This window comes from Acinetobacter sp. SK-43 (assembly GCF_015351505.1).
GTDB lineage: Bacteria > Pseudomonadota > Gammaproteobacteria > Pseudomonadales > Moraxellaceae > Acinetobacter > Acinetobacter junii.
In genome coordinates, this window is record NZ_JADKPY010000033.1 from 15,796 (window position 1) to 41,391 (window position 25,596).

Annotated in this window: 18 protein-coding genes and 1 pseudogene; 12 read left to right on the forward strand and 7 right to left on the reverse strand. The window is 39.4% G+C overall.

The genetic code is table 11. The annotated features are described in order from the left end of the window. Window positions 1-20: 20 nt before the first annotated feature. Window positions 21-3,707 carry a methionine synthase gene (gene metH / locus IRT38_RS08070; RefSeq protein WP_194597403.1) on the reverse strand — a complete coding sequence of 1,229 codons (3,687 nt, stop codon included), beginning with the start codon at window positions 3,705-3,707 and terminating at the stop codon, window positions 21-23. A gap of 436 nt (window positions 3,708-4,143) precedes the next feature. Between metH and IRT38_RS08075 the strand changes: the two genes are divergently transcribed. Then, window positions 4,144-5,772, forward strand: coding sequence for an inorganic phosphate transporter (locus tag IRT38_RS08075; protein ID WP_194597404.1), 1,629 nt, complete (start codon window positions 4,144-4,146; stop codon window positions 5,770-5,772). 213 nt (window positions 5,773-5,985) lie between these two features. Here IRT38_RS08075 and IRT38_RS08080 read toward each other — a convergent pair whose 3' ends face one another. The 3 genes from IRT38_RS08080 to radA all read right to left on the reverse strand — a co-directional run bounded on the left by IRT38_RS08080 (window position 5,986) and on the right by radA (window position 9,552). Beyond that, window positions 5,986-6,732 carry an IS5 family transposase gene (locus IRT38_RS08080; RefSeq protein ID WP_194597405.1) on the reverse strand — a complete coding sequence of 249 codons (747 nt, stop codon included), beginning with the start codon at window positions 6,730-6,732 and terminating at the stop codon, window positions 5,986-5,988. A 377-nt stretch (window positions 6,733-7,109) separates the two neighbouring features. After that, window positions 7,110-8,078 carry a Tim44 domain-containing protein gene (locus IRT38_RS08085; protein ID WP_194597406.1) on the reverse strand — a complete coding sequence of 323 codons (969 nt, stop codon included), beginning with the start codon at window positions 8,076-8,078 and terminating at the stop codon, window positions 7,110-7,112. Window positions 8,079-8,160: 82 nt separating this feature from the next. Then, window positions 8,161-9,552 (reverse strand): DNA repair protein RadA, encoded by a 1,392-nt coding sequence (radA, locus tag IRT38_RS08090; RefSeq protein ID WP_194597407.1) that lies wholly within the window; start codon window positions 9,550-9,552, stop codon window positions 8,161-8,163. A gap of 352 nt (window positions 9,553-9,904) precedes the next feature. Here radA and IRT38_RS08095 point away from each other — a divergent pair, with 352 nt between their 5' ends. The 6 genes from IRT38_RS08095 to IRT38_RS08120 all read left to right on the forward strand — a co-directional run bounded on the left by IRT38_RS08095 (window position 9,905) and on the right by IRT38_RS08120 (window position 16,282). After that, complete coding sequence (locus tag IRT38_RS08095) at window positions 9,905-11,398, forward strand: alanine/glycine:cation symporter family protein (protein ID WP_004952886.1); 1,494 nt, start codon at window positions 9,905-9,907, stop codon at window positions 11,396-11,398. A 311-nt stretch (window positions 11,399-11,709) separates the two neighbouring features. Continuing rightward, window positions 11,710-13,122, forward strand: coding sequence for an amino acid permease (locus IRT38_RS08100; RefSeq protein ID WP_194597408.1), 1,413 nt, complete (start codon window positions 11,710-11,712; stop codon window positions 13,120-13,122). Window positions 13,123-13,237: 115 nt separating this feature from the next. After that, on the forward strand, window positions 13,238-13,453 hold the full coding sequence (gene lptM / locus IRT38_RS08105) for an LPS translocon maturation chaperone LptM (protein WP_004913686.1): 216 nt from the start codon (window positions 13,238-13,240) through the stop codon (window positions 13,451-13,453). A gap of 42 nt (window positions 13,454-13,495) precedes the next feature. After that, window positions 13,496-14,746 carry a diaminopimelate decarboxylase gene (lysA, locus tag IRT38_RS08110; RefSeq protein ID WP_004913684.1) on the forward strand — a complete coding sequence of 417 codons (1,251 nt, stop codon included), beginning with the start codon at window positions 13,496-13,498 and terminating at the stop codon, window positions 14,744-14,746. A gap of 5 nt (window positions 14,747-14,751) precedes the next feature. Next, a complete protein-coding gene (gene dapF, locus IRT38_RS08115) occupies window positions 14,752-15,606 on the forward strand; it encodes a diaminopimelate epimerase (protein WP_004913683.1) in 855 nt (284 codons plus the stop codon). 73 nt (window positions 15,607-15,679) lie between these two features. Continuing rightward, a complete protein-coding gene (locus IRT38_RS08120) occupies window positions 15,680-16,282 on the forward strand; it encodes an alpha/beta fold hydrolase (RefSeq protein WP_194597409.1) in 603 nt (200 codons plus the stop codon). A 41-nt stretch (window positions 16,283-16,323) separates the two neighbouring features. On the opposite strand, the gene IRT38_RS08125 is transcribed toward IRT38_RS08120, so the two are convergent. Continuing rightward, window positions 16,324-16,935 (reverse strand): LysE family translocator, encoded by a 612-nt coding sequence (locus tag IRT38_RS08125; protein ID WP_194597410.1) that lies wholly within the window; start codon window positions 16,933-16,935, stop codon window positions 16,324-16,326. A 164-nt stretch (window positions 16,936-17,099) separates the two neighbouring features. On the opposite strand from IRT38_RS08125, the gene xerA reads away from it, so the two are divergent. The 5 genes and pseudogenes from xerA (at window position 17,100) to gyrA (ending at window position 23,831) form a co-directional block, all read left to right on the forward strand. Further along, window positions 17,100-17,987, forward strand: coding sequence for a site-specific tyrosine recombinase/integron integrase (gene xerA / locus IRT38_RS08130; RefSeq protein ID WP_164546276.1), 888 nt, complete (start codon window positions 17,100-17,102; stop codon window positions 17,985-17,987). 438 nt (window positions 17,988-18,425) lie between these two features. Next, the gene (locus IRT38_RS08135) at window positions 18,426-19,175 is read left to right on the forward strand and encodes an electron transfer flavoprotein subunit beta/FixA family protein (RefSeq protein ID WP_004952901.1); all 750 of its coding nucleotides are present in this window, start codon (window positions 18,426-18,428) and stop codon (window positions 19,173-19,175) included. 17 nt (window positions 19,176-19,192) lie between these two features. Beyond that, window positions 19,193-20,125 (forward strand): electron transfer flavoprotein subunit alpha/FixB family protein, encoded by a 933-nt coding sequence (locus IRT38_RS08140; RefSeq protein ID WP_004952903.1) that lies wholly within the window; start codon window positions 19,193-19,195, stop codon window positions 20,123-20,125. A 114-nt stretch (window positions 20,126-20,239) separates the two neighbouring features. Beyond that, window positions 20,240-20,756, forward strand: a pseudogene (locus IRT38_RS17645) (DinB family protein). Between the two features lie 342 nt (window positions 20,757-21,098). Continuing rightward, window positions 21,099-23,831, forward strand: a complete 2,733-nt coding sequence (gyrA, locus tag IRT38_RS08150; RefSeq protein WP_194597411.1) for a DNA gyrase subunit A — start codon at window positions 21,099-21,101, stop codon at window positions 23,829-23,831. A 24-nt stretch (window positions 23,832-23,855) separates the two neighbouring features. Here the strand turns inward: gyrA and IRT38_RS08155 are convergent, their stop codons facing one another. Together IRT38_RS08155 and IRT38_RS08160 are read right to left on the reverse strand one after the other, a co-directional pair. Continuing rightward, window positions 23,856-24,968, reverse strand: coding sequence for an ABC transporter permease (locus IRT38_RS08155; protein WP_194597412.1), 1,113 nt, complete (start codon window positions 24,966-24,968; stop codon window positions 23,856-23,858). Continuing rightward, window positions 24,965-25,596, reverse strand: a 632-nt coding sequence (locus tag IRT38_RS08160; RefSeq protein WP_194597413.1) for an ABC transporter permease, incomplete at its 5' end; no start/stop codon positions are given. The genes IRT38_RS08155 and IRT38_RS08160, both read right to left, overlap by 4 nt.

The window sequence follows — 25,596 nt, forward strand, 5'->3', positions numbered from 1 at the left end:
GAGGGGTTAGGGGAGATTATTTAAACAATTGAATCATCTAAATTCGGCGCTAACCAGCGTTTCGCTTCATCGAGAGTCCAACCTTTACGCTTTGCATAATCTTCAAGCTGATCTTGAGAGATTTTGCCAACGTTAAAGTATTCACTTTGAGGATGTGAATAATAGAAACCACTTACTGATGAAGGCGGCATCATGGCAAAGTGTTCAGTCAACTTCGTACCAATCTTCGCTTCTGAACCTAACCAATCAAATAATACTGCTTTTTCAGAGTGTTCAGGACAAGCAGGGTAACCTGGAGCAGGACGAATACCGACATATTTTTCTTTGATCAGTTCTTCATTACTCAACGTTTCATCTGCTTTATAGCCCCAGAACTCTTTACGGATACGTTCATGTAAATGTTCAGCGAAAGCTTCTGCAAAACGATCCGCTAAAGACTGAATCAGAATCGCTGAATAGTCATCACCTTTGGCTTTATATTCATTTGCCAATTCTTCTGCACCAAAGATCGACACCGTAAAACCACCGAGATAATCTTCAGGTTGTTCAGAAGGCTTAATATAATCCGCCAAAGACAAGTTTGGTTTACCTGTCACTTTGTCTGATTGCTGACGTACGTGCTCAAAGGTATGAGTGCGATTTTGACCTGATTCATCAAATACGCTGACGGTATCTGCACCAGTACGCTGAGCAGGGTATAAGCCAAATACAGCACGGGCATCGAAACGTTTATTTTCAATGATGTCTTTCAGCATCGCTTGCGCTTGATTATAAAGATCAGTCGCTGCTTCACCGACCACTTCATCTTCTAAGATTTTCGGGAATTTACCCGCCAAACTCCAAGAGATAAAGAATGGTGTCCAGTCAAAATATTCAACTAAGGTTTCAAGCGGATAATTCTTAATAACTTGTGTACCCAAAGCATTTGGTTTTGGTGGTACATAGTTATTATCAATTTTAAAACCGTTTTCGACTGATTCTGCATAACTCAATTTTGCAGCTTTCGGTTGCTTATTTGCTAAGCGTTCACGAATCTTGGCATATTCAGCACGATGCTCTGCAATAAAGTTACCGCGCATTTCAGGAGAAAGTAGGGTGGTTGCGACACCCACTGCACGTGAAGCATCCGCGACGTAAATTACAGCATCATTTGAATATTGAGGATCAATTTTAACTGCGGTATGTGCTTTTGATGTGGTTGCACCGCCGATCAATAAAGGAATATTAAAACCTTTACGTTGCATTTCTTTCGCAACAAAGACCATTTCATCCAAAGAAGGGGTGATCAAACCTGACAAACCAATGATGTCACATTTCTCATCTATTGCCGTTTGCAGAATTTTTTCTGCAGGTACCATTACGCCGAGGTCAACGATGTCATAACCATTACAACCCAAGACAACACCCACAATATTTTTACCAATATCGTGTACGTCACCTTTAACCGTTGCCATCAGGACTTTACCTTTAGATTGTCCTTCTGACTTCTCAGCTTCAATGTATGGGTTGAGCCATGCTACAGCTTGTTTCATGACGCGTGCAGATTTAACGACTTGAGGAAGGAACATTTTTCCTGAACCAAACAGGTCACCGACCACGTTCATGCCGTCCATTAATGGGCCTTCGATCACATCAAGCGGACGTTTTGATTTTAAACGTGCCTCTTCAGTATCTTGATCGATATACGTGGTAATACCTTTAACTAAAGCGTATTCAAGACGTTTTTCGACAGACTCATTACGCCATTCAAGATTTTCAGCTTCTTTGGTAGCACCCGCTTGACCACGATATTTTTCAGCAACTTCTAGGAGTTTTTCAGTTGCTGCTTGACCTGTCTCACCTTGATTTTGGTTAAGTACAACATCCTCAACAGCATCTTTCAGCTCTTTATTGATATCGTCATAAATCGCCATCTGACCAGCGTTTACGATACCCATAGTCATGCCTTGTTTGATGGCATGATAGAGGAATACTGAGTGAATCGCTTCGCGTACAGGTTCATTACCACGGAATGAGAACGAAACGTTAGAAACACCACCTGAAATCATGGCATGTGGTAAGTTTTGTTTGATCCAACCAGTCGCTTCAATAAAGTCTACGGCATAGTTATTGTGTTCTTCGATCCCTGTTGCCACTGCAAACACGTTTGGATCGAAAATAATATCTTCAGCTGGATAGCCAACTTCATTGACTAAAATGTCATAAGAGCGTTTACAAATTTCACGCTTACGTTCAGCGGTATCTGCCTGACCAACTTCGTCAAAAGCCATGACAATAACTGCTGCACCGTACTGACGGCAAAGGCGAGCTTTTTCGACAAACTCGTCATAACCTTCTTTTAAGGAAATCGAGTTTACAACGGGTTTACCTTGAACACATTTTAGACCTGCTTCAATGATTTCCCATTTCGATGAGTCAATCATGATTGGCACACGAGAAATATCAGGTTCTGAAGCGACAAGGTTCAGGAAATGCACCATCGCACCTTGCGAATCGAGCATCCCTTCATCCATGTTGATATCAATGATCTGTGCACCAGCTTCAACCTGTTGCTGAGCGACTTCTAGAGCTTCTGCAAAGTTTTCTTCACGGATGAGACGAAGGAATTTTTTTGAACCTGTGACGTTGGTACGTTCACCGACATTGACGAATAGAGAATCATCATAAATGTTAAATGGTTCTAAACCACTTAAACGGCAGGCTGGTTTGGTTTCAGGAATTTGACGTGGCTTGATATCTTTAACTGCGTTATAGATCGCACGGATATGATCTGGTGTGGTACCACAGCAACCACCTGTAATATTGATTAAACCACTTTCAGCAAATTCTTTGATGAACGCTGCTGTTTGTTCAGGCGTTTCGTCATATTCACCAAAGGCATTTGGTAAACCTGCGTTTGGATGGGCAGAAACAAAGGTATCAGCTACATCAGCAATGGTTTTAACGTGTGGACGCATCGCGTCTGCACCGAGCGCACAGTTAAAACCAATTGACAGCAAATCACCATGACGCACTGAGTTCCAGAATGCTTCAGCAGTTTGACCTGTCAATGTACGACCTGAGGCATCTGTGATCGTACCTGAAATCATTAACGGAAGTTCATAACCGATTTGCTTAAACACTTCCTTAACCGCAAAGATTGCCGCTTTACAGTTCAATGTATCGAAAACTGTTTCGATTAATAGAATGTCAGCACCACCTTCAATTAAGGCGTGTGTTGCTTCGATATAATTTTCTTTGAGTTCATCGAAAGTAATATTACGGAATGCTGGATCATTGACGTTCGGTGAGATCGAACATGTACGTGATGTCGGGCCGAGCACACCTGCCACGAATCGTGGTTTATCTGGGGTAGAGTATTTATCACACGCCGCTCTCGCGAGACGTGCTGCTTCACGGTTGATCTCAGGTACAAGATCTTCCATGTGATAATCTGACATTGAAACACGTGTACCATTGAAGCTGTTGGTTTCAATAATGTCTGCACCAGCATCCAAATAAGCTTCATGGATACCCTGAATAATCTGCGGTTGAGTCAGTACTAAAAGGTCATTATTACCTTTGAGATCAGAAGCCCAATCTGCGAAACGTTCACCACGATAATCTTCTTCTTCTAATTTATGGCGTTGAATCATGGTTCCCATTGCACCATCAATAATCAAGATGCGTTGGGCGAGAAGAGATTTTAGGGTGGCAAGCGTGGACATAAGGAACCCCAGTATATGGCAAATATAAAAAGCTGAGGCATTGTAACAGAAGCGAACAGAAAGCGCGTATTTTCAACAACACAGAGCGCTGATTCTTGAGTTCAATTTTGATGTGTCACAAAAACTTCATTAATTTGTAATAATTATGAGGAATAATGCTCCAAAAACCAGCGAATGAACTGAAATATGACAAATTGATATCATATTTTGTAGCATTTGTTGCAAAATCAGACAAACAGTTTTTAAGACTTTTTGTTTTTATATCATATTGTATTTAAAGGGATATTTAATTTAATAGACTAAAGATTAGAACAAAAAACATCACAAAATGAGCTGAAATGATGAAATATCAGCTTTATATGACATCTCTTTGTCATATAATTGTCATAATTTAATTAAACAATACAGGGGATTTTTTTATCCTCTAACCGTCTACATGAATTCTAATATTCCTCCTGTTTCGGATTCACCGCTTGCCAACTCTTCGGCAAAATCGACGAATGTACATGTACCTACACCGAAATTCTTTATGCCGGTGTTTTTGACGATCATTGTTTCAACACTTATATATATTGGATTTCAGGTGAGTGCTGATTTAGCGCATGTACCACCTTTGAGTTTATATTCAGTTATTCTTTTGTCTACGGCATTATTCATTGCCTTAGGTTTTGAGTTTGTAAATGGTTTTCACGATACAGCGAATGCTGTAGCAACCGTAATTTACACCAATGCCTTACCTGCACCTGTTGCAGTGATGTGGGCTGGCTTCTGTAACTTTCTTGGAGTTATGGTGGCAAGTGGAGCAGTTGCTTACGGAATTATTGCATTACTTCCAGTTGAAATGATCATGAATGTTGGCAGTGGTGCTGGCTTTGCTATGGTTTTTGCACTGTTGATTGCAGCGATTCTGTGGAACTTAGGAACTTGGTTCTTAGGTATTCCTGCATCAAGTTCTCATACTTTGATCGGTTCGATCTTGGGTGTTGGGATCATGAATCACTTGTTAAATGCATCAACTGGCGCAACCAGTGGCATTGATATGGATCAAGTCATCAAAGTCGGAAAGGCATTGTTATTTTCACCTTTGATCGGTTTTGCATTTGCAGCAATTGTATTCTTACTGGTTAAAACAATCTTTAAGCGCCAATTGGAATTGTTCCAACCTCCTGTTGGTAACAAACCACCACCACCACTTATTCGTGCGATTTTAATCTTTACCTGTACGGGTGTAAGTTTTGCGCACGGTTCAAATGATGGTCAAAAAGGCATGGGCTTAATCATGTTGATTTTGATTGGTTTAGTTCCTTTGGCTTATTCATTGAATAAAAACTTAGATGCTCAACATCTACAATCATTCGAACAGCTTTCGGCTCAAACAGCGACCGTGTTGAATGTCAATCAGAATGAATTATCTGATGAAAAAGCTCGCGAAGTTCTGACGAAATTTATTCAAACCAAAGAGCAAACCCCAGAAGTTGTTCCTGCTCTTGCTAGCATGACCTCTCATTTGGGTGATCGTGTAGCGACTTATGGCAACTTAAAGGATATTCCTGAAGCTGCTGTGAGTGAAATTCGTAATGACATGTATTTAAGTACAACGACATTTAAACGTTTAGATAAAGCAAATGCTTTACCTGAAATGAATAAAGACCAAGAAAAATTGGTAAAAGAATATCGTAGTAACTTAGATTCGTTCTTACAATACATTCCAAACTGGGTGAAGGTCGCAGTTGCGCTTGCTCTTGGTTTAGGTACGATGGTGGGTTGGAAACGTATCGTGATCACAGTGGGTGAGCGTATCGGTAAAAACCACATGACTTATGGTCAAGGTATGTCAGCGGAATTAGTTGCGATGAGTACGATTGCTGCTGCTGATGGTTTAGGTATGCCTGTATCAACAACACACGTTTTAAACAGTGCGGTTGCAGGTACGATGGTGGCAAATAAATCAGGTTTGAATTTTGCAACAGTTCGTACCATACTTTCAGCTTGGGTATTTACCTTACCTGCAACGATCTGTTTGTCAGGTGGTTTGTACTGGGTATTCCTACAGTTTGTGTCTTAAGTATAGTTAGAATATTTAGAACAGAAATAAAAGCTTTGCTTCGGCAAGGCTTTTTTATTGCATGAATCTTTGAGCTGATTGCACTATTAGTATATCTGTTGCTAAGCAAAGGCTTAGTCACCTGAACCAATAGATTGTTTTAAACATTGATTTCAGCTCTTTTTTTTTACGTTGTAACTAGGGTCTGTTGACATTTACTGTCCATAATTAAACCTATAAAGGTAGCCATAAAAATATACAGGCTAAGGCAACAGCACTTTGATAATTTCTTTTGAGCTTGTCATATCGAGTAGCTATCCCTCTAAATTGTTTTAATCTACAAAACATATTTTCAACTAAATGCCTGATTTTATATAAATACCAGTCCATATGATCATTGTTCGATTGGCTATTTATTTTCTTTGGTATATTCGCTTTTGTTCCTGTTTTTCTGATCTGCTCACGCAGTGGTTCTGAATCATAGCCTTTATCTGCGCATACCACTTCTGTCTCTTTTAAATCTAATGTTGCTATTAAATCAGGTGCAACTTTGATGTCATGTGTAGTGCCATCGGTAATCATGAAATCAATAGGATTGCCATGTGAATCAACAATCAAATGTATTTTTGAGGAGTTTCCTCCTACACTTTTAGAAATGGATTGATTCGCTATACCGGCAGAATGTTGATGAGCACGTACGTGAGAGGCATCAATAAAAATCCACTCCATATCGGGGCATGATGCTAATAATTTGAATAATCTAAGCAACTTACCGCTGCTTGACCAACGATTAAAACGTTTGAAAATAGAGTTTGATTGACCGAAATAGGAAGGAATATCTCGCCACGGACAACCTGTTCTAATTCTATAGAGAATAGCTTCAATAAAATTACGTAAATTTGAGTTGTGATGAATAGATAAATTACGCAAAATAGTTTTCAACTTTTGCCAGTGTTGATCTGTCAGCATGGTACGAGGCATAGCGAATAGTAAAATTGGGTTTGGCGATTTGATTTTACTACTTCGCTATTTTTTTAAGCTAAAAGTGTCAACACACCCTAGTCATTTTTAGCTTTGCACTAAACTATCCATAAAATTTAAATCAACAGCATGTGCATCAAAAAAATTATGAAAGTGAAGGCTATTCCCCAAATGTGGAATATGTTTCCTGATAAATATTAATTATTATGAAGATGCCTATATGTTTGGTTATCCTTATTGTAAACAACGTTTTACTTAAATTTCGTTTACACTCCGCCATTCTCAGAAATCGAGAGTGGCTTTTTTTATTTCTCATAAAATTGCACCAATAAAAAAAGGAGCTATTGAATAGCTCCTTTTTTAAATGATATTAGCAATTATGCTTGTTGGATTCCTGCCACAACCCAATCTTGTTGCGAGCCAACAGGTTTAACAAAGTGCCAAATTTCAGTAAATGGTTGTGGCAAGCTATTTAAATCTTCACTTACCGTACCGGTGAAACGAACGCTAACCACATATTGTCCATTTTCAGTTGTGCTTTCAGCAACCATCGCATTAAGATTGCTAAACTCAGCCACATCTTGGTCTTGGTTAGCCATGATGTCGCTATACATTGAGTTATAAAGCTCAGGAGTCAAGTAACGACGAATTTCTTCGATATTGCTTGCGCTATTTACTGATTGAATGTGATTGAAGCGTTGGCGTGCAATACGAAGGAAAGCAGCAGGTTCAGTCCCATCAGGTAATTGGTTGCCACTGCTCATTGATGCACCACCAAACGGTGCCTGAGTCGCAACGCCACCACCAACTGATTGACCAAAAATATTGGTGTTGTCACCAGCCGTTTGACGCATAGTTGGTTGTGGGCTTACAGGACGGCCAAAGTTGTTTTGACCGTTATTATTTGGAGCATATGGATTAGCTGTGGCTAATTTTTTTTTTGCACCGAATTTACGGAATACAAAGAATGCAACTGCAGCAGCTAGGAGTACCCATAACCAACCTGGAATACCACCTTTTTCCTCTTCTTGCGCAGCTTGCTGCTCAGCAGAAGTAGGATTGTTGTCATCTGCCAATGCATTTGCAGCAACTGCACCTACAGCAGCACCTGCTACACCAGCAGCAACCATAGAACCTACGCCTGGACCTGATTTTTGAGTCGTCGTAGTTTTAGTTGTAGGTTGTTGGTACGATTGAGTAGTAGTTGGCTGAGATTGAGTCGTCGTTGTTGAACGAGACATACCATGACTTTTGCCACCGCCCGCACGTTTAGCTTCTGCAATTGGTGCTGCGACCAAAGTTGCCATCAATAAAGCTGCCATCAAGCCACGCTGGTGTACTTGCATCGAAAATTCCTATTTAATTCCAATATGTAAGTGTATTTATGAAGGTATTCGTTGATAATTTCAACTAAAAAAGTATGTTTTTTTATGTCAGTTCATCACTAAGCTGCATTGCTTCAGTCAATGCTTCATGTAAACGAGCTACAGCAATGATTTGAACACCATCAATACTTTTTTGTGGCGCATTTGCTCTTGGTAAAATCACATATTTAAAACCATGTTTTGCCGCTTCTTTTAAGCGTTCCTGACCATTCGGAACAGGGCGTATTTCTCCCGATAAACCAACTTCACCAAAAACAGCTAGTTGTTGTGGTAATGCTTTACCACGCAAACTTGAAGCGCAGGCGAGTAATACCGCTAGATCTGAACCAGTTTCCGTGATCTTTAATCCACCTACGACATTGACATAAACATCTTGTCCCGCGGTTTGAACACCACCATGTCGATGCATTACCGCAAGTAGCATGTTCAGACGATTTTGTTCAAGTCCTAATGCAACACGCCGAGGTTGAGCATGTGCATCATCAACAAGAGCTTGAACTTCGACGAGTAATGGGCGAGTGCCTTCACGGCTAATCATCACAATTGAACCCGGAATGGCTTCATCATAACGACTGAGGAAAATAGCGGAGGGATTGGCGACTTCTCGTAGCCCTTTATCGGTCATGCCAAAGACACCTAGCTCGTTGACTGCTCCAAAACGGTTTTTCACGGCACGAATCATACGATATCGAGAATCCGACTGACCTTCGAAATACAGTACGCAATCTACCATATGTTCAAGCACACGTGGTCCAGCTAAAGCACCTTCTTTAGTTACATGCCCCACGATAAATAACGCTGTTCCGCTATTTTTTGCAAAACGTGTGAGCAGGGCGGCTGATTCACGGATTTGTGAGACACCACCTGGTGCAGATTGTAAGGTTTCTGTATATAAGGTCTGAATCGAGTCTAAAATCGCAACGGCTGGTCTTTCTTGAGCCAATACTTCACAGATTCTTTCCACACAGGTTTCAGCCATTACTTTGAGTTGGTCAGTAGGTAAATCTAATCGCTGCGCACGTAAAGCGACTTGTGATAATGATTCTTCACCTGTGACATAAAGCGCGGAACTTTTAGCTGCTGCCATATGAGTAGCTGTTTGCAATAAGATGGTAGATTTTCCGATACCAGGGTCACCACCGATTAAAACGACTGATCCAGTCACTAAACCGCCACCGAGTACGCGATCAAATTCGCCAATCCCAGTAGGTAGACGAGTTTCATGTGAAACGGAAATTTTATTTAGAGTTGTGATGCTCGCTGCTTGACCTGCATAACCGCCTCCCATCTTTGATTGCGCTCTGTGGGATACGATTGGCTCTATGCGAACTTCTATGAGGCTATTCCATTCTCCACATTCAGAGCATTGTCCTGCCCATTTTGGATGATCGGCGCCACATTGTTCACATCGATAGACAGTTTTAATTTTTGCCATATATAAAATTGAAAATTTGCGATAAATTAGTTAAAAAGTAGAGTAATTACGGAAAAGATCAATATCGTTCATTTTCTTGATAAGGAATTAAGAGTAAACGGTGTTTTCGTAATTGACTGGTTAAAGGGAAGTGCTCAGAAAAATAACACGATATAAGACTTTTACAAGTAAGATATAGTAGGTTTTTGAGTCGAAAAATTCTTTAAATTCACTTTTTCCACGGAAGGTCTTTGAGCATTTGCTCATTTGTTGTCATAAGAATTATATTGAATGGCATAAATATTGCTGATGCTCAGACAAATGAAAATGTATCAATTGATATATTTTTAAATTATACAAAAGGTTGGTGTTCATGAGTGCAGCAGAAATTGTTGATTGGATAAATAGTATTATTTGGAGCAAAGCTCTGATCTATTTATGTTTAGGTGCAGGTTTATTTTTCTCCGTCCTAACAAGGTTTGTTCAAGTTCGTCAGATCAAAGATATGATAAGGCTCCTCATTAAAGGAGGCTCATCAGCACAAGGTATTTCTTCGTTTCAAGCACTCGCTGTTTCACTGTCAGGTCGTGTTGGTGTAGGTAATATTGCAGGCGTTGCTGCCGCAATTGGTTTTGGTGGACCAGGTGCAGTCTTCTGGATGTGGGTCGTTGCCTTTCTAGGAGCAAGTACCGCATATGTTGAATCAACCTTGGGTCAAATCTATAAAGTTGAATATCAAGGTCAATATCGTGGTGGACCTGCATTCTATTTTGACCGTGGTCTAGGTCAACGTTGGTTAGGGATTCTATTTGCAATCGCAGCAATTATTTCATGTGGTTTATTCTTACCAGGTATTCAAGCAAATGCGGTTGGTAACGCATTCACTCAAATTACTGGTGAAGGTGCGATTGTATTTGGAAACGTCGGTACTTATAAGCTTTTAGCTTTAGTTGTGATTGTGGCATTACTTGCGGTCATTATCTTTGGTGGTATTAAACGAATTGCAAAATTTGCTGAATTCGTGGTGCCATTTATGGCGGCTGGCTATATTTTGATGGCTTTAATTATTGTCTTCATCAACATTGATAAGTTACCTGGTGTGATTTCCTTAATTTTTGCTGACGCCTTTTCTCCTATGGCAGGTCTGGGTGCTGCAATTGGTTGGGGGGTAAAACGTGGTGTTTATTCGAATGAAGCAGGACAGGGTACAGGACCACATGCCGCTGCCGCAGCTGAGGTACAGCATCCTGCGCAACAAGGTTTAGTACAAGCATTCTCGATTTATGTAGATACTTTATTCGTGTGTTCAGCAACTGCGTTTATGATTTTGATCACGGGCATGTATAACGTTCAAGGTACATTAGAAGCTGGTCAATTTATTGTACAAAACGTTGCTGCTACAGCTGAAATTGGTTCGCCAGCATTTACACAAATGGCTGTGAGCACGGTATTTGGTGGTTTTGGACAAATCTTTGTTGCGTTAGCTGTATTCTTCTTCGCATTTACAACGATTGTTGCCTATTACTATATCGCTGAAACCAACATTACTTATTTAAGTTATATTACCAAAACTCCATCTTTATTATTTATCACCAAATGCTTCATCATTCTTTCTGTTTCATATGGCGTAATCAGTGCGACGGGCTATATTTGGGGAATTGGTGATATCGGTGTGGGCTTAATGGCTTGGATTAACATCATTGGTATTATTGTGACTTACTTCATTTGGAAACCAACGATTAAAGCATTAAGAGATTATGAACAGCAGCAAAAAGCGGGTGTTAAAGAGTTTACTTTTGATCCAGTAAAACTTGGTATTCGTAATGCTACGTTCTGGGAAGATCGTATTAAGAATAAACAAAAGTAATATCATAATAAATTAAAGTAAAAATCTAGATATAAAGGCAGCCTTCAGAGGCTGCTTTTTTATTGCCTAATTTTTAAGCTATTGAAAAATATGGAGTCAAAAAAGTGCATTGAGTTGGTACATCCTTGTGCGTATGATCAGGCCCATTTGTATTTAACTTGAAATGTTGAGTTGTACAGACAGAAAATTGGTTAGCTAAAACATCATCAAAACAATTTACAGTGCAAGAAGATGCCATTAAATGGTGCGAATTGTCATTTTGATTTGATCATTAGCTAATGAACGAAAGATACTGGAGAGTTTTTGTAAAAATGTCGAATCAAAATTTAGGTGAGGTCAACGAGCAAAGTGGGCTTCACCGTAGTCTATCTAATCGACATCTTCAACTGATTGCAATTGGTGGCGCAATTGGAACAGGATTGTTTATGGGTTCAGGTAAAACGATTAGTTTAGCTGGCCCATCAATTCTATTTATTTATATGTTGATTGGTTTGATGGTGTTCTTTGTCATGCGTGCATTGGGCGAATTATTGCTTTCAAACCTAAACTATAAATCATTTATTGATTTATCAACTGACTTGATTGGTCCGTGGGCAGGTTATTTCGTTGGCTGGACGTATTGGCTATGTTGGGTCACGATTGGTATTGCTGACCTGTCCGCGATCATTTATTACCTCGAATTTTTTAATGGTGGACAGTCATTTACGCCTTTAGGTGGTTTGTTGATTAGTACCATTGCCATAGCATTCGTATTGGGTCTGAATCTCGTTACCGTGAAGTTATTTGGTGAAATGGAATTCTGGTTTGCAATGGTGAAAATCACAGCGATTATTGTATTAATCCTTGTAGGTTTATGGATGATTTTCACTGGGTTTACCAATACATCGGGAACAGTAGCCAGCGTTTCAAACTTATGGTCGCATGGCGGGTTTTTCCCTAAAGGCTTCGAAGGGTTCCTTGCAGGATTCCAAATTGCAATTTTTGCATTTGTTGGGGTAGAGCTTGTCGGAACCACGGCTGCTGAAACTCAAGACCCTCAGCGAAACTTACCCAAAGCGATTAACTCGATCCCAATACGTATTATCATTTTCTATGTCTTGGCTCTTTTTGTCGTCATGAGTGTCACGCCTTGGGATCAGATCAATCCTAAAGTCAGCCCATTTGTGAATATTTTCTCTCAGGCTGGTATTGCATCTGCTGCAATTATTATGAATTTGGTGGTGTTATCTTCGGTAATGTCATCTATGAACAGTGGGGTATTCTCAACGAGTCGTATGCTTTTTGGTTTATCAACAGATAAACAAGCACCTCGACTATTTGCAGGTTTGTCTAAAGCCGCTGTTCCAGCAAACGCATTGATTTTCTCAGCGATCTGTATTTTCATCGGCGCATTGATTCAGTTTGTATATAAGTTACAAAGCGGAACTAACGATGAAGTAACAGCATTTGTTTTGGCAACGACCTTATCTACAATTTTGTTTATTTGCGTTTGGATCATCATTATGTGGAGTTATATGAACTACCGCAAACGATCTCCTGAACTTCATGAGCAGTCAATTTTTAAATTGCCAGCTGGTGTGGTGACATGCTGGATCGTGATTATTTTCTTCTTATGTACGATTGGCGTTTTGGCATTGGATGAAGATACTCGAAAATCTCTGATTGTCAGTCCAATTTGGTTCATTATTCTGATCATTGGTTATTTCTTTGCAAAGAAAAAATAAGATCAACCGTGATATATGAAAACGTCAGCTTATGTTGGCGTTTTTTTATGTTTGGACTTTAGCCAATTTGAGGTTCACGCTATACTGCTCCGAATTGTAAAAATTAGGTGCTCAGATGCTTAAAGTCATTTGTTCGATCAGTTTATTGTTTAGCAGTATTGTATTAACAGCGTGTGGTCAATCTGGTGCTTTACAGTTACCGTCTGATCCAAACCATGATAAAAGAGCAAAGTATTTGCTTTACAAAAACGATGCATCGCAATCTCAAAGCTCATCTGATCAAAAGGATGATGATACTCAAGTTGAAAACTCAACATCATCATCACAGTAGTCAAAACCATCTCACCTTAAGTTTGTAAATAAGGACATCTTCATGAGTTTCACTCGCATTAATGGCGTATTGCATGCTGAGCAATGTTCACTTGATCAGCTCGCGCAGCAATTCGGCACGCCACTCTATGTTTATTCCAAAGCAACTTTGGAAAAACATTATCTAGATATGGATCGTGCTTTTGATTTTATTGATCATCAAATCTGTTTTGCGGTGAAATCAAACTCAAACTTAGCTGTTCTTAATGTATTGGCAAAACTAGGTGCTGGTTTTGATATTGTGACTGGTGGAGAGCTTGCCCGTGTTCTTGCAGCTGGTGGTAATCCAGCGAAGATCGTTTTTTCAGGCTTGGGTAAGTCAGAAGCAGACATTGAAAAAGCATTAGATGTTGGCATCGCTTGTTTCAATGTTGAATCTTATGCTGAACTTGATCGTATTCAGAAAGTTGCAGCTAAACTTGGAAAAAAAGCTCCGATTTCATTGCGTGTCAATCCAGATGTTGATGCAAAGACGCATCCTTATATTTCAACAGGCTTGAAAGAAAATAAATTCGGTATCCCAAGCGATACAGTGTATGAAACTTATCAATACGCGGCGTCTTTACCAAACTTAGAAATTGTCGGGATCGACTGTCATATTGGATCACAGTTGACTGAGACCAAGCCATTCGTTGATGCGCTTGATCGTGTGGTTTTAATGATTGAAGAGTTGAAAAAGTTAGGTATCAACCTCAAACATATTGATATTGGTGGTGGTTTAGGTGTGCGCTATAAAGATGAAACACCACCAACCGTTGCTGAATATGCAAATGCGATGCGCCCTGTATTAGAAAAACTAGGTTTGAAAGTTTATATGGAGCCTGGTCGTAGTATTTCTGCAAATGCAGGTGCATTATTAACAAAGGTTGATTTGTTGAAACCAACGAATCATCGAAATTTTGCAATTATTGACGCTGCAATGAACGATTTGATTCGTCCTGCTTTATATGAAGCATGGATGGATATTCAATCTGTTGCCCCACATTCAGATGTTGAAGTAAAAACATGGGATTTAGTCGGTGCGATCTGTGAAACAGGTGATTTCTTGGGGAAACAGCGTGATTTAGCGCTGCAAGAAAATGATGTCTTAGCGGTATTGGGTGCTGGAGCTTATGGTTTTGTAATGAGCTCAAACTATAATACACGTGGTCGTGCTGCTGAAGTGATGGTCAGTGGTGATCAAGCTTATTTAATACGTGAGCGTGAAACCATCGAATCACTTTGGGAAAAAGAACGTTTATTGCCTGAGGAGTAAATTGGATGTATTTAGAATTTACCAAAATGCATGGTTTGGGCAATGATTTTATGGTTGTTGACCTTGTCACCCAACGCGCTTATTTAGATACAGTCACGATTCAGCGTTTAGCTGATCGTCATTTTGGCGTGGGCTTTGATCAGTTACTTATCGTTGAACCGCCTGATTTTCCAGATGCTGACTTTAAATACCGTATTTTTAACGCAGATGGTTCTGAAGTTGAACAGTGTGGTAATGGTGTGCGTTGTTTCGCTCGATTTGTACATGAGCGCCAACTGACGACTAAAACCAAGATTCGTGTGCAAACAAAAGCAGGTATTGTAGAGCCTGAATTGGGAGCAAATGGTTGGGTACGTGTCAATATGGGTCCTCCGAAGTTTCTTCCAGCTGAGATTCCATTCCTAACGGATGAACACGAAGACACTGAAGGTCTTTACAAACTGGGTCTTGCTGATAATAAAAGCATCAACATTGATGTCGTTAACATGGGAAATCCTCATGCGGTTACGATCGTGCCAGATGTATTAACGGCTGATGTTGCAGGAATCGGTCCTCAAGTTGAATCACATGCTCGTTTTCCAGCAAGAGTAAATGCTGGTTTTATGCAAATCGTTGATGAAAAACATATTCGCTTACGTGTGTTTGAACGTGGTGTAGGTGAGACTTTAGCTTGTGGTACAGGTGCTTGTGCCGCAGCGGTAAGTGGTATGCGCCGAGGTTTACTCGCTAATGAAGTTGAAGTTCAGTTAGCGGGTGGGAAATTGCATATAGCTTGGCGCGAGGGCGATGTGGTGTGGATGACAGGTCCAACAACACATGTTTATGATGCGCGTCTGGATTTAAGATATTTCCAAAGCTAAATTGAGTGGTAAATAAACACCTTGCACTTAGTAGGGTGTTTATCTCTAAGAATAATAAGTCTCAAGGATAATAATGAATAACTTGGTTTTTCTTCCAGGCGCTTCAGGTAATACACAATTTTGGTATCCTTTAATTGCACAACTACCCAAAACTTACACAAAGCAAGTGATTGCCTATCCAAGTTTCCATGGTGTGGCTGCACATCCTGATATAAATAGTTTTGATGATTTGAGTGATTATGTTGTTGAGCAGATTCAACAACCTTCAATCTTAATTGCACAGTCAATGGGTGGAATCTTTGCGATCAAAGCTGCACTAGAAAAAACCTCTTTAATAAAAGGTTTAATCTTGATTGCAACCTCGGGTGGGGTCAATTTAGATCAGTTTCAGGTTCAAGATTGGCGTGAATTTTATCAGCAAGAATACGTAGAATATCCGAACTGGTTTATCACAGCCAGCATCAATTACGAGGAATTCATATCCTCGATAGATATCAAAACCTTATTGATTTGGGGTGATCATGATCCAATTAGCCCTTTTGAGGTAGGTAAGTATCTAAATCATTTAATTGAAAAATCTGATTTATATATTGTCGAGGGTGGTGATCATCAGTTGGCAGAAAAATGTGCCAATGAAGTCGCGTTGCAAATTAATAATTTTTTAGAAACTATTTAGCTTTATGTCGAGTGTGTTCCATAAACACGCTATTGGATTGATTATCTTTTACTAAATGCTAGTTTTAAGGCAAACAGTATAAAAATACTGCCAGTAATACGATCCATATACTTAATAAACTTTGGTCGTTTTAAGTAAGCAGAGATTGATTGCATCGCAGAAATTAAAATGATAGACCAAATAATCCCAATCACAACATGGATCATGACTAAGCCCATCGTCCAAATCACAGGAGAAGCAGTGTGTGGAATAAATTGAGGAAGAAAGGAGAGGTAAAAGACACCTACTTTAGGATTAAGTAAGTTTCCCAAAAATCCTTTAACAAACCAATTTTGAGTATTCGTCGTATCATTTATATCTGCAAGTTGAGTTCGTGGTTTCAATAGTAAATTTACACCAAGCCAAGCTAAGTAAGCTGCTCCCATCCATTTCAGCATGTTAAATGCCAAATCAGAAGTCATTAAAAGCGCACCTAATCCACAAGCAACAACTACACCCCAAACAATACAGCCTAGCGTGATACCCAAAGCTGCTTGAAAGGCTTTAGCTTTTCCTTCAATAGTCGCTGTGCGAATAATTAAAGTTGTATCCAATCCAGGTGTAATGGTGAGTAAAGTGATTGCAATCAGGTAAGGGATCAGAAGAGTAAGCATTATATAAAGCCACCGCTCGAAACTTGAAATTTATTGTATTACATCAATTGTTCATCTTCGATGCTTGTATAATCTTTAATGAATAAAAATTTGTTAAACTACGCTATAAATAGCACATGCAAACAAGAGAATATAGCTTGGAAGCTCCTGAAAAACTGCTATCAATGTGGTTAAAAGAACGAATTATTCAAAATCAGTCAGAACATACGATTGAAGCTTATCAACGTGATCTTACTGATTTTTTTAACTTTTGTGACAGCAAGAGTTTAGCATTATACGATATTGAAGCATCTGACTTACGCGAATATTTGGCAAATCGTGTTGAAAAAGATCAGTTAAGTTCAAGCAGTTTGCAGCGTCATTTGACCTCAATACGCCAGTTCATGAAGTGGGCTGAACAAGGACAATATTTACAACAAAATCCATCAGAAGATTTTAAGTTAAAAAGACAGCCTAGACCCTTACCAGGTATGGTCGATATTGAAACTGTACATCAAATTTTAGACCAAGCTCCACCAGATAAACCAATTGAACAGCAGTTGTGGTTTCGTGACAAAGCGATACTGGAATTACTTTATTCCAGTGGACTGCGGCTCGCTGAATTACAAGGTTTGATGATTAAAGATATCGACTTCAATCGTCAATTGTTAAGAATTACAGGTAAAGGCAATAAGACTCGAATCGTTCCGTTTGGTCAGAAAGCGAAAGATAGTCTAATTGAATGGCTGAAAATTTATCGAATCTGGCAAGGTGAATTTAACTTAGATAGTGCTGTTTTTATCTCACAACGTGGTAATCGACTTACCCCTCGACAAATTGAGAATCGGGTCAAGCTACAAGCACAAAGAGCAGGAGTGAATGTTGATTTACACCCTCATTTGTTGAGACATTGTTTTGCCAGTCATATGTTATCTGCAAGTGGTGATCTAAGGTCAGTGCAAGAAATGTTAGGACATAGCAATTTGTCTACTACACAAATTTATACACATGTTGATTTTGATCAATTGGCAAGAGTTTATGATCAAACCCATCCACGGGCTCAAAAAGACTAAATTTGGTTATATTATGTTGCAAAGTTGGGTGATTAATAAGCGACGATTAAAATGTGATGAGAGTGAATCATGTCGGTTTTGGGTTCTTACTTTATTGCCAATATTTTTTGAAGCCTAAAAGGGGATTTGATTTGCTCGAAATGATCCGTTACAGATCCATCAAATTTAAAAAATAGTCGATATTTAGGTTGTTGAATTATATTAAAATATTAAAAAAATCAAAGCCTAATGAATATCCTATTAAATGCACAGCAATTCAATTACATCAACAACTACAAATAAGTGAACTGAGCGTTTCATCTTTTTTATACCCCGAGCAGAAATTGTGACTTGACCGAAATGCCAAATACATTGCAAGATAGGGCACCTAAAAAATTTCGATCGAAGAGTTAGAATACTCTTCACTACATTTACTTGCTTAGAACAGCCGAGGATTACATGAAGGCTCTTGTCGCTGTAAAACGTGTGGTTGATGCCAACGTTAAAGTTCGTGTTAAGCCGGACAATAGTGGGGTTGACCTTACTAACGTTAAAATGTCAATCAACCCATTCTGTGAAATCGCAGTGGAAGAAGCGGTTCGCTTAAAAGAAAAAGGAACAGTTTCTGAAATCGTTGTTGTTTCAGTGGGTCCTAAAGATGCTCAAGAACAAATCCGTTCTGCAATGGCTTTAGGTGCTGACCGTGGTATTTTAGTTGAAACTGCTGATGAAATTGGTGCTCTAGAAGTTGCTAAAATCCTCAAAGGCGTTGTTGATGCTGAGAAACCAGAACTTATTCTTCTTGGTAAACAAGCAATTGATGACGACTCTAACCAAGTAGGTCAAATGCTTGGTGCTTTACTTGGTGCTGGTCAAGGTACTTTCGCATCTGAAGTTAAAGTTGACGGCGGTAAAGTTCAAGTTACTCGTGAAATCGACGGTGGTTTACAAACTGTTGAGCTTGCACTTCCTGCAATCATCACAACTGACTTACGTTTGAATGAGCCACGTTATGCTGCTCTTCCAAACATTATGAAAGCTCGTAAGAAGCCGCTTGATACTAAATCTCCTGCTGATTATGGCGTTGCAACTGGTACTAAACTTAAAACTGTTAAAGTTGAAGCACCTGCTGAACGTAAAGCTGGCGTACAAGTGAAGTCTGTAGACGAGCTTGTTGAAAAATTGAAAAACGAAGCGAAAGTGATCTAATACAGAAGGATACAATCATGAGTATTTTAGTTATCGCTGATCACAACAACCAGACACTTAACGGTGCAACTTTAAACGTTGTTGCGGCAGCTCAAAAAATCGGTGGTGATATTACTGTATTAGTAGCTGGTTCTGGCGCTCAAGCAGTTGCTGATGCTGCTGCTAAAGTTGCTGGTGTGAGCAAAGTATTACTTGCTGACAATGCTGCTTATGCAAACCAATTGGCTGAAAACGTAGCTGCTTTAGTTGCGGATTTAGCGAAAGGTTACAAATACGTATTAGCTGCTTCTACAACAACTGGTAAGAACATTCTTCCACGTGTTGCTGCACTTCTTGATGTAAGCATGATCACAGATATCATTTCTGTAGAATCTGCAAATACATTTAAACGCCCAATCTACGCTGGTAACGCGATTGCAACTGTTCAATCAGATGAAGCAATTATCGTTGGTACAGTTCGTGGTACAGCGTTTGATGCTGTAGCTGCTGAAGGTGGTTCTGCTGCTGTTGAAGCTGTTGCTGAAGCGAAAGATGCTGGTATTTCTAAGTTTGTAAGCGAAGAAATCGTGAAACTTGATCGTCCAGAATTAACTGCTGCGCGCATCGTTGTTTCTGGTGGTCGTGGTGTAGGTTCTGGTGAGAACTACCATAAAGTACTTGACCCATTAGCTGACAAGCTTGGTGCTGCACAAGGTGCATCACGTGCAGCAGTTGATGCTGGTTTCGTACCTAACGACTTCCAAGTTGGTCAAACTGGTAAAATCGTTGCGCCTGATCTATACATGGCGATCGGTATCTCTGGTGCGATCCAGCACTTAGCTGGTATGAAAGATTCTAAAGTTATTGTTGCTATCAACAAAGACGAAGAAGCACCAATCAACAGCGTTGCTGACTACTGGTTAGTTGGTGATTTGAACACTGTTGTACCAGAATTGGTATCTAAACTTTAATTCACTGAATTAAAGTTTAAAGCGCTCTTGCGCAGGCGGTTAAAGCGATGCTTTACTGCTCTGCTCAGGAGCGCTTTTTTATGTTAAAAATTATAATAAAAATGGATCTAATTAATGAGTTATAGTTTTAAAAAATATTTTTTGATGTTGCCAAATTATAACGCTTGGGCGAATCAAAAATTATTCTTTGTTTTAAAAGACTTAAATGAAGACCAAATCAATCAAAATTGTGGGGCTTATTTTGAGTCATTGTTTCGTACAGTAAATCATATATTGGTCGCTGATATTTTATGGTTCGAGCGTATTCATGGGGTAGTGCAGTCTCAGTATGCTTTAGATGAGATTGTTCATGCAGACTTAGATTCGCATCACTAATACGAGATTCCTTAAAGATCAAAGCATGATTGCATTCGTGCAGCAGCTTAATGATGAAGCCTTTCATGGTACCATTTCTTACACACGACACGGACAGCGCCATACTGAGCCTCTTATTGGAGTGCTCGCGCATGTCTTTAATCATCAGACCCATCACCGTGGTCAGCTGCATAGCATGATTTTTCAAATAACAGGCATTTCATTAGCATTGGATTTAATATATTTCCAAAGAGAGCAAGTGGATTTATATCGCTAATTACATAAAAATGATTATAAATTTTAATTCGTAATCGACGTGAAGTAATGATTTTAAGATTAAAATTTTATGATGTTTTTGCTCGTATTTTAGCCACCACATTAAAAAAATATTGTTGAAAGTTCACAATCAAAAAATATTTTTTAACTTACTAATTCTAATCAATTTTTTATTGTAAAAAAATGCTATTTTCAATGGGTTTAACTCCCTGTTAGTTGGTTGTTTATGCTATAATTTTTCGCTGTATTTTTTATTTTTAGTTCAATCTTTTTGAGCTAAATTTTTGCAAGATTGAAGACATAAAAACAGGTAGATGTTTCTATCTGTAAACAAGGAGTATGCATGAGCGTATCGGAAATCAGACCGATTGCCATTGAGGACGAACTCAAGCATTCATATTTAGATTATGCAATGAGCGTAATCGTATCTCGTGCATTGCCAGATGTGAGAGACGGTCTCAAACCTGTTCATCGTCGCGTATTATTCGCAATGCACGAATTGGGCAATGATTATAACAAAGCGTATAAAAAATCTGCTCGTGTGGTGGGTGATGTAATCGGTAAATATCACCCTCATGGTGATAGTGCAGTCTATGAAACGATTGTTCGTATGGCGCAAGATTTTAGCTTGCGTTATATGTTGGTCGATGGTCAAGGTAACTTTGGTTCTGTCGATGGCGATAGTGCGGCGGCAATGCGTTATACCGAAGTTCGCATGCAAAAGCTTACCCATGAAATTTTGGCCGACTTAGAAAAAGACACGGTTGATTGGGAAGATAACTACGACGGTTCTGAGCGTATTCCGCAAGTGATGCCTACTCGTATTCCTAATCTTTTGATCAATGGTACAACAGGTATTGCAGTAGGTATGGCGACCAATATGGCGCCGCATAATATGACTGAGGTCGTCAATGCTTGTTTAGCCTATGCCAATAATCCGAATATTTCTATTGAAGGATTGATGGAGCATATTACTGGTCCTGACTTCCCAACTGGCGGTATTATTTACGGCAAATCAGGTATTGTAGATGCTTATCGTACGGGTAAAGGTCGTCTTCATATCCGTGGTAAGTATCATTTCGAAGAAGATCAGAAAACGGGTCGTACGACTATCGTCTTTACTGAAATTCCATATCAGGTCAATAAAGCAAAAACGATTGAGCGTATAGCTGAACTAGTTAAAGAAAAGAAACTTGAAGGAATTTCTGAACTTCGAGATGAGTCTGATAAGGAAGGGATGCGTATTGCAATTGATTTGAAGCGTGGCGAAAACGCGGAAGTCATTGTAAATAATTTATTCTTACACACCCAACTGCAAAACTCTTTCAGCATCAATTTGGTCTGCCTAGATAATGGTCAGCCAAAATTGATGAATCTTAAAGATATTATTGCGGCATTTATCCGTCACCGCCAAGAAGTTGTGACACGCCGCACCATGTATGAGCTTCGCAAAGCACGTGAACGTGGGCATATCTTAGAAGGTTTGACTGTTGCATTAGCGAATATTGATGCCATTATTGAAACCATTAAGACTTCTGCCAATCCTAGTGAAGCACGTGAGCGTTTACAGGCTGGTGAATGGGCTGGTGGTGGTGTTGTCGCACTTCTAGAAAAAGCTGGCGCTATTTCAGTTCGTCCAGATGAAATTGAAGGGGAAGATCCCGCACGTCCATTTGGTCTGTCAGGAGATATTTATCGTTTATCACCAACACAGGTGAATGCGATTCTTGAATTACGTTTACATCGTTTGACGGGTCTTGAACAAGATAAGTTGCACGCTGAATATACTGAGATTTTAGGTCAAATTGCTGAATTAACAGCGATTTTAAATGACTTTAATTTATTGATGAACGTAATTCGTGAAGAGCTTGCTTTAATCCTGCAACAGTATGGTGATGCACGTCGTACAGAAATCGTTGAATCTGGTGTTGATTTCTGTCGTGAAGACTTAATCCCTGAAGAACAAGTGGTACTCACTGTTTCTCAAACAGGTTATGCAAAAACGCAACCACTTTCGGATTATCAAGCTCAACGTCGTGGTGGTCGTGGTAAATCAGCAACCTCAATGAAAGATGATGACATTATTCAGCATTTGATTGTTGCATCAAACCACGCGACAGTATTGTGCTTTACCAATGTTGGTAAAGTTTATCGCTTGAGAGTGTTTGAGGTACCTCAAGCCTCTCGTGGTGCTAAAGGACGTCCGATGGTGAACTTGTTACCATTGGAAGCGAATGAAACAATTACCGCGATCTTACCGTTGACTGAGTTCCCTGAAAATCACTATGTGTTTATGGCTACGGCATCAGGTACGGTTAAACGCGTTGAGTTAGAACAGTTTAGTAATGTTCGCTCTAATGGCTTACGTGCTATTGAGTTAAACGAAGAAGATACCTTGATCGGTGTTGCGATTACGGATGGTAATCAGCAGATCATGTTGTTCTCAAATGAAGGTAAAGCGATTCGTTTTGCTGAGACAGATGTTCGAGCAATGGGACGTACTGCGAAAGGTGTACGCGGTATGCGTGTTAGTTTTGCAAGTAACACGATCGACGTAGAAGATGCTGAAGTTGAAAATGATGACAGCGATGATAATGACGATTCTTCTGATTCAAATGTTGTAAGCCGTATTGTTTCACTTGTTGTTGTTCCTGAAACGGGTGAAGTGTTATGTGCTTGTGCAAATGGATATGGTAAGCGTACTCCAGTGGATGACTTCCCGACCAAGAAACGTGGTGGTAAGGGTGTTATTGCGATTAAAACGAGTGAGCGTAATGGTGAGTTAATCAGTGCTGTATCGATTGATCAAACCAAAGAGCTGATGTTGATTTCTGATGGTGGTACTTTGGTTCGTACACGTGCAGCAGAAGTGGCAACCACAGGTCGTAACGCACAAGGTGTTCGTCTGATTCGACTGAGTGACGCTGAAACATTAGTTGGTGTTGTATCTATTGAAGCTGTAGAAGAAGACGAAGAGTTAGAGACTATAGAGCAATCAGTAGAAAATACTGAGCTTGATGCAGTAAATTCTGAGGAAGCTTTAGTAGAACCTAAAGATGATACTCCAGAAGCTTAAGTGATAAGTTGTTAAAAAAGGAAGCTAATTAGCTTCCTTTTTTATTGGCTTTAGCATGACTAAACGATAATAAGAGCAAGCCAACAAGATTCCACCAAGAGTTGCTAAATAAATCAGTTTAGGTATCACGATTGCTGTAGGTACACCCATCTGATTTAATTGCACAAACATTTGAACACCATGTGTAGATGGAAGAATCCAAGCTAAATATTGCATCCATTCAGGCATAGCGGCATGTGGCCAAGCAGTACCTGTTAATAAGAAAAGAGGAACTGAGGTGACAACAATTAAATGTCCTACACGTTCAGGCATATCTACTAAAGATCCAACCAGCATCGCTAGACCGATAATACAACTTACATAAACTGGCGTTGCAAGCAGCATTCCCCAGAAATTTCCACCATGAGGATAGTCATAAAGCCAAAATGTAAAACCGAAGAGATATAAACAACCAAGACAACCTATTGTGAGAATTGCTGTAGAAGTTGCCCAAAATTCGATTGGTTTTGCAATCCAACCTGATTCACGATAGCTCGCAATCAACATAGCGAGACCTAATAACAGTGTCTGATGAATGATTAAACTCGCAACAGCGGGAAAAATATAACTTCCATATCCAGATAATGTATTAAAGAGCGGAATTTGATGAATAGAAAGTTCTGGTTTAAAAGGAGTTGCATCACCGAATTTTTCCAAAAATTCTTGCAAGGTTGCTTCAATAGAACCTGCTAAACCTATGCCGACTTCTTTCGTTTGAATGAAATAAGCTGTACTTAAATATAGACCTATGCCTCCCATTTCACCACGTGTGATGCTATTGGTCAGATTGTCGGGTAAAAGTAAAATACCTTCTGCTTGCTGATTTTGAACTAATTTTTTTGCCTCTAAGAAATTATCAGTTACTGTCATGATTTTCACATGAGGACTATTTGAAACTTGGCTAATGATTTTCGAACTTAAAACACTTTGCTCTTCATCTACGATAACAATCGGAATATCTTCCGCTGTTTGTGCTTTATAAGCAGTTGGATAAAAAAAACTATATAAAATGACAGCAGCAATGAGTGTAGTGAAGATTGAGGTATTTGCTGCAATATTTTTAAAGGTTTGCAGATAATAATTTAAAAATGTTTTCATACGCATTGCTCCTGAGTCAATTTTCGAAGTAAGCGAATACTCACAAAGAAGAACAATGCTGAGAAAGCAATTAAGATAGAAAGTGGAATAAGTGAAATTATTGGATCGCTGCCAATCACCCATTGTTCAGTTTGTAACTTTGCATAATGTGTATAGGGAATCAGCATTGACCAAATTTGAGTAAATACAGGTGCATTATTTAGGGGGAGGGTGATTCCTGAAAAACTAGGAGAAGAACCACCATACAGAGCTAAAAAGCCAAAGGTTTTTGCCAGATCTTGCGTCGCCAATACTACAGAACTACTAATGACGGCATAGGCGAAGTACAAGAAAAATTGAGCGGTAAGGATTAAACAGATGGAACCTGCTATGAAATAACCTCGGATATTCGATAGCCAAAACATCCAACACCAAGTCCAAAAGCAAAAAATGAGTACATAAACTAATAATTTACCGAGTAAAGTGTGGATTGCATTTCCACCAGTAACCCACTGATTGAATGTATTACGTTTAAATTCCTGTCCAACTGCAAAAGCAACGCAACAGCATAATAATAAATGCAAAACTGCTGGCACCATAAATGGCTCCAAGAACAGTTCATAACTCATATTAGGATTATATAAAGTGG

What these genes read in the sequence shown, in the direction of transcription:
- metH (WP_194597403.1), bottom strand. Translation starts at nt 3,707, where the DNA reads ATGTCCACGCTTGCCACCCTAAAATCTCTTCTCGCCCAACGCATCTTG.
- IRT38_RS08075 (WP_194597404.1), top strand. Translation starts at nt 4,144, where the DNA reads ATGAATTCTAATATTCCTCCTGTTTCGGATTCACCGCTTGCCAACTCT.
- IRT38_RS08080 (WP_194597405.1), bottom strand. Translation starts at nt 6,732, where the DNA reads ATGCCTCGTACCATGCTGACAGATCAACACTGGCAAAAGTTGAAAACT.
- IRT38_RS08085 (WP_194597406.1), bottom strand. Translation starts at nt 8,078, where the DNA reads ATGCAAGTACACCAGCGTGGCTTGATGGCAGCTTTATTGATGGCAACT.
- radA (WP_194597407.1), bottom strand. Translation starts at nt 9,552, where the DNA reads ATGGCAAAAATTAAAACTGTCTATCGATGTGAACAATGTGGCGCCGAT.
- IRT38_RS08095 (WP_004952886.1), top strand. Translation starts at nt 9,905, where the DNA reads ATGAGTGCAGCAGAAATTGTTGATTGGATAAATAGTATTATTTGGAGC.
- IRT38_RS08100 (WP_194597408.1), top strand. Translation starts at nt 11,710, where the DNA reads ATGTCGAATCAAAATTTAGGTGAGGTCAACGAGCAAAGTGGGCTTCAC.
- lptM (WP_004913686.1), top strand. Translation starts at nt 13,238, where the DNA reads ATGCTTAAAGTCATTTGTTCGATCAGTTTATTGTTTAGCAGTATTGTA.
- lysA (WP_004913684.1), top strand. Translation starts at nt 13,496, where the DNA reads ATGAGTTTCACTCGCATTAATGGCGTATTGCATGCTGAGCAATGTTCA.
- dapF (WP_004913683.1), top strand. Translation starts at nt 14,752, where the DNA reads ATGTATTTAGAATTTACCAAAATGCATGGTTTGGGCAATGATTTTATG.
- IRT38_RS08120 (WP_194597409.1), top strand. Translation starts at nt 15,680, where the DNA reads ATGAATAACTTGGTTTTTCTTCCAGGCGCTTCAGGTAATACACAATTT.
- IRT38_RS08125 (WP_194597410.1), bottom strand. Translation starts at nt 16,935, where the DNA reads ATGCTTACTCTTCTGATCCCTTACCTGATTGCAATCACTTTACTCACC.
- xerA (WP_164546276.1), top strand. Translation starts at nt 17,100, where the DNA reads ATGTGGTTAAAAGAACGAATTATTCAAAATCAGTCAGAACATACGATT.
- IRT38_RS08135 (WP_004952901.1), top strand. Translation starts at nt 18,426, where the DNA reads ATGAAGGCTCTTGTCGCTGTAAAACGTGTGGTTGATGCCAACGTTAAA.
- IRT38_RS08140 (WP_004952903.1), top strand. Translation starts at nt 19,193, where the DNA reads ATGAGTATTTTAGTTATCGCTGATCACAACAACCAGACACTTAACGGT.
- gyrA (WP_194597411.1), top strand. Translation starts at nt 21,099, where the DNA reads ATGAGCGTATCGGAAATCAGACCGATTGCCATTGAGGACGAACTCAAG.
- IRT38_RS08155 (WP_194597412.1), bottom strand. Translation starts at nt 24,968, where the DNA reads ATGAAAACATTTTTAAATTATTATCTGCAAACCTTTAAAAATATTGCA.